A 4009-nucleotide genomic window follows, 5' to 3' on the forward strand; every position below is an offset into this window, starting at 1 on the left:
CGCCAGAGTCGGATCGGGTCCGTTCGGGTCGGGCCGGTCAGGTCGAGCGACCCGACCCGACCCGAACGGACCCGATCCGACTCTGGCGTGGCCGAGACACGCCCGTGACCTGCGGAAAGATCCACTGCGGGATTCCGCCGGTTTCGTCGCGACGCGCACAGGATCGTCACCGAACCGACATACCGAGCGGTCGGGATCCCCTTACGCGAGAGCTATACCCATGAGTAACGTTCGCGGACCACCGGCGCCACCCGCCCGTCCCCGGGGCGGCAAGGAGCAAGATCGATGTCGTACCACCAGCCCTTCCCGGGCCCACCGCCCGTACCCCACCGGAACGCCGGCCGGCACCGCCAGGAGGCGACGCCGCATCCCTGGTCGGGCGAGCCGCCGTCCTGGGACACCGATCCGCAGGCGGCCCGTGAGTCGTCCGCGCGATCATGGGAGCCCGTACAGCAGAACCAGGCCTCCGTACAGCAGCACCAGGCCTCCGCACCACAGCCCTGGGACTCCACGCAGCAGCCCTGGGACGCCGCCCCGTCTCCGCAGCCGCCGGCCGTCACCGACCAGCGCGACGACCTGCACCGGCTCGGATCCGCCTACCGCAGGCTCCGCCGGGTCGCCACCTTCACCGCGCTCGGCTACTTCGTCGTCTTCCTCCTCCTGTCCGGCTACGCCCCCTCGCTGATGACCGGCACCCTCACCGGTGGCCTCACCACCGGTCTGGTCCTGGGCCTCCTCCAACTGCCCGTGGCGCTGGCCGCGATCGCGGTGTACGAGCGGATCGCGCGCCGCCGCGTCGACCCGCTCGCCGCGACGATCCGGCAACGCGCCGAGCGGGCCGCCGAGGCGGCCGAGCCCCGGCCGGAACGCCGGAGCCGCTCCGGACGTCCCGGGTGGCAGCAGCCCGTCGGAGGTGGCCGCGCATGACCGGGTTCAGCTCCGAGGCCCAGACCATGTCGCTGATCGCGTTCATCGCGGTCATCACCGTCACGCTGCTGCTCTGCGTGATGACCGCCCCCGACCGTGACGACCTGGGCGACTTCTACACCGGCTACCGCTCGCTCTCCCCCGTGCAGAGCGGCCTCGCGATCGCCGGCGACTACATCTCCGCGGGGACCGTGCTCGGCACCATCGGCATCATCGCGCTCGTCGGCTACGACGGCGTCACGCTCGCCCTGAGCACCGTGCTCTCGCTGGTCCTCATGATGTTCCTGCTCGCCGAACCCCTGCGCAACGCCGGCCGGTTCACGATCGGCGACGTCCTCACCCGGCGTCTCCCCGGCCCCGCCGTGCGGATCGTCACGGCCGCGGTGACCCTGACCGCGCTGCTGCCGCTGGTGATCTTCCAGCTCGCGGGCGCGGGCGATCTCCTCTCCGTCGTCCTCGGCTTCGACTCCGACGGCTTCAAGACCGGGGCGATCGTGTTCCTGGGCCTGCTGATGATCGCGTACGCGGCGATCGGCGGCATGAAGGGCACCGCCTTCATCCAGATCGTCAAGACCGTCGCCCTGCTCGGCACGTCCCTCGCGATCGCCGCGCTCATCCTCCACCGCTTCGACTTCAGCCTGCCCTCCCTGCTGGACGCAGCCCAGCGCGGCAGCGGGGCGGGAGACGCCTACCTCGCCTCCGGCCTCCAGTTCGGCGGCAACGAACTCGACATGATCAGCACCCAGCTGACGGTCGTGCTCGGCGCCGCGGTGCTCCCGCACATCACCATGCGCATGTTCACCGCGCGCAGCGCCGCAGCCGTGCGGCGCTCGATGTCCTGGGCCGTGTCGACGGTCGTCGTGACCTGTCTCCTGATCGCCGTCATCGGCTTCGGGGCGGCGGCGATCGTCGGCCACCAGGGGATCGTCGCCGGCGACCCGCAGGGCAAGACGGCGTTCCTCACGGTCAGCCAGGCCCTCATGGGGACGGACCAGACGACCGTCGAGACCCTGCTGTTCACGGCCGTGGCGACCGCGGTCTTCCTCACGCTGCTGGCCTCGGTCGCCGGGATCACCCTCGCCTGCGCCAACACCCTGGCGCACGACCTCGTCTCGCACGGGCTGCGCCGAAAGGCGCGGCTCAAGGGCTCCACGGAGATGGCCGTCGCCCGGATCGCCGCGGCGGGCGTCGGGCTCGTGGCGATCGCGATCGCCGCCGGCGCACGGCATCTGAACCTGCAGGCACTGCTCACCCTGTCGTTCTGCATCGGCGCGTCCGCGGTCGCACCGGCCCTCGTCTACAGCCTTTTCTGGCGCCGCTACTCCCGTACGGGACTGCTCTGCACCCTCATCGTGGGCAGCGCCTCCGCGGTCCTCCTCATGACCGGCAGCAACCTGGTGTCCGGATCGCCCCAGGCGATCTTCCCGGACCGGGACTTCAACTGGTTCCCGTTCACCACCTCGGGCATCCTCTCGGCCCCGCTGGGCTTCCTCGCGGGCTGGCTCGGCACGGTGCTCCGCGACCGCGACCCGGCCGGCCAACGCGTGCGGTACGAAGCGGTGGAGGAGACGATCCTGGCCGGCGCCCCCGCGACGCCCCGGGCCTCGACGTCCCGCTAGGGGGTGTCGAGGCTGTCGGTGAGGCGGGTAAGAAACGCGGCGGGGCAGGTGTCGCTCAGGCGCACCCGTGGGGGCCGTTCACCGGAGCTCGTGCGTCCCCGGACGTACGGTCAGCGGTACTCGCAGAGGTACGCCGTCTCGACGGCGACCCGCAGCTGGAACCGGCTGTCGCCCGGGACCTTGGAGTGCTCCCCGGCGGCGACGTCCTCCCACGCGTCGGCGCCGGGCAGCCGCACCGTGAGCGCGCCGCTGACCACGTGCATGACCTCCGCGGCGGCGGTGCCGAACTCGTACTCGCCCGGAGCCATGACGCCGATGGTCGCGGGACCCTCCTCCTGCGTGAACGCGATGGACTTGACCGTGCCGTCGAAGTACTCGTTGACCGTGAACATGGGCAATCCTCAGCTGGATCGAACGAACAGGGGGCGCGGGGGCATCGGGTTCCGGCCACGCGTACCGGCACTGTAAGGGCGCGGACGGAGCAGGCGAATCCCCGGCCGTCCCGGTCTCACCTGCTGGACCGGGCGGGCCCGGCGTTCCGCACAGGCCGATCCGGAACGCCGGGCCCCGGATCCGGAACGGTGGGCCCGCAGCACGACCGGCTCCGCCGGACCCGTTCCGTCGTAGCCTGAACGGCATGAGCGAGGACGCTTCATGAGTGCCGACCCGGGGCTCTTCGGACCCCGTTCCGTGACCTGGCAGGTGCACAGCGACCCGGTGATGTGGATCGCCGGGGTGCGCGCGCTGTGGCTCCAGGCGCTGCATCCCGTCGCCGTCCGCGGAGTCATGATCAACAGCAGCTTCCGCACGGACCCCTGGGGACGGCTCATGCGGACCGCGGACTTCGTCGGGACCCTGAGCTACGGGACCACCGAGGCCGCCGAGGCGGCCGGGGCGAGGGTGCGGCTGATCCACCGGCGCCTCGGGGTGGACGACCCGGAACTGCTCCTCTGGGTCCACTGCGCCGAGACCGACTCCTACCTCGCGGTCGCCCGCCGCTCGGGCATCCCCCTCACCGACGCACAGGCCGACCGGTACGTGGACGAGCACCGCACCTCGGCCCGGCTCGTCGGACTCGACCCCGCCGCCGTCCCCGGGTCCACCGCCGCCCTCGCCGCCTACTTCGCCGGGATACGCCCCCGCCTCGCCGCCGCCGAGGACGCCCGCACCGTCGAGGACTTCCTGCGCCGGCCGCCCGTCAAACCCGTGCTCGTACCGGCGCGCGAGGTGATCTGGCGGCGCGTCGCCGCCCTCGCGTACGACACTCTGCCTCCCTACGCCCACGAGCTCTACGGCCGCCCCGCACCGCCCGCGGAGACCGTCACCCGCCGACTCGTCGCCACGGCGGGCCTGCTGCGCCGCGTCCCCGCCCGCCTGCGCTGGCGGCTGCCGCCCCGGCACATCCTCCGCGCCATGGACCGCCTCGGCCCTGGATCAGTCTGGAGTCCCCCATCGTGTGCTGC

General features: G+C 72.3%; 4 protein-coding genes. 3 read left to right on the top strand and 1 reads right to left on the bottom strand.

The features are described 5' to 3' along the window. The first annotated feature begins 285 nt into the window (after positions 1 to 285). Both EAO70_RS40155 and EAO70_RS35400 read left to right on the top strand, forming a co-directional pair. Positions 286 to 927 (top strand): DUF485 domain-containing protein, encoded by a 642-nt coding sequence (locus EAO70_RS40155; protein ID WP_148006907.1) that lies wholly within the window; start codon positions 286 to 288, stop codon positions 925 to 927. Next, positions 924 to 2546: a cation acetate symporter gene (locus EAO70_RS35400; protein ID WP_148006908.1), complete on the top strand. Its 1623-nt coding sequence runs from the start codon at positions 924 to 926 to the stop codon at positions 2544 to 2546. The genes EAO70_RS40155 and EAO70_RS35400 overlap by 4 nt, the downstream gene beginning before the upstream one ends. A gap of 110 nt (positions 2547 to 2656) precedes the next feature. On the opposite strand, the gene EAO70_RS35405 is transcribed toward EAO70_RS35400, so the two are convergent. Continuing rightward, complete coding sequence (locus EAO70_RS35405) at positions 2657 to 2938, bottom strand: pyrimidine/purine nucleoside phosphorylase (protein ID WP_148006909.1); 282 nt, start codon at positions 2936 to 2938, stop codon at positions 2657 to 2659. A gap of 262 nt (positions 2939 to 3200) precedes the next feature. Between EAO70_RS35405 and EAO70_RS35410 the strand changes: the two genes are divergently transcribed. Next, positions 3201 to 4009, top strand: an 809-nt coding sequence (locus EAO70_RS35410; protein WP_148006910.1) for an oxygenase MpaB family protein, incomplete at its 3' end; no start/stop codon positions are given.

The sequence above is a fragment of the Streptomyces sp. adm13(2018) genome (assembly GCF_008042145.1).
Classification (GTDB): Bacteria; Actinomycetota; Actinomycetes; order Streptomycetales; family Streptomycetaceae; genus Streptomyces.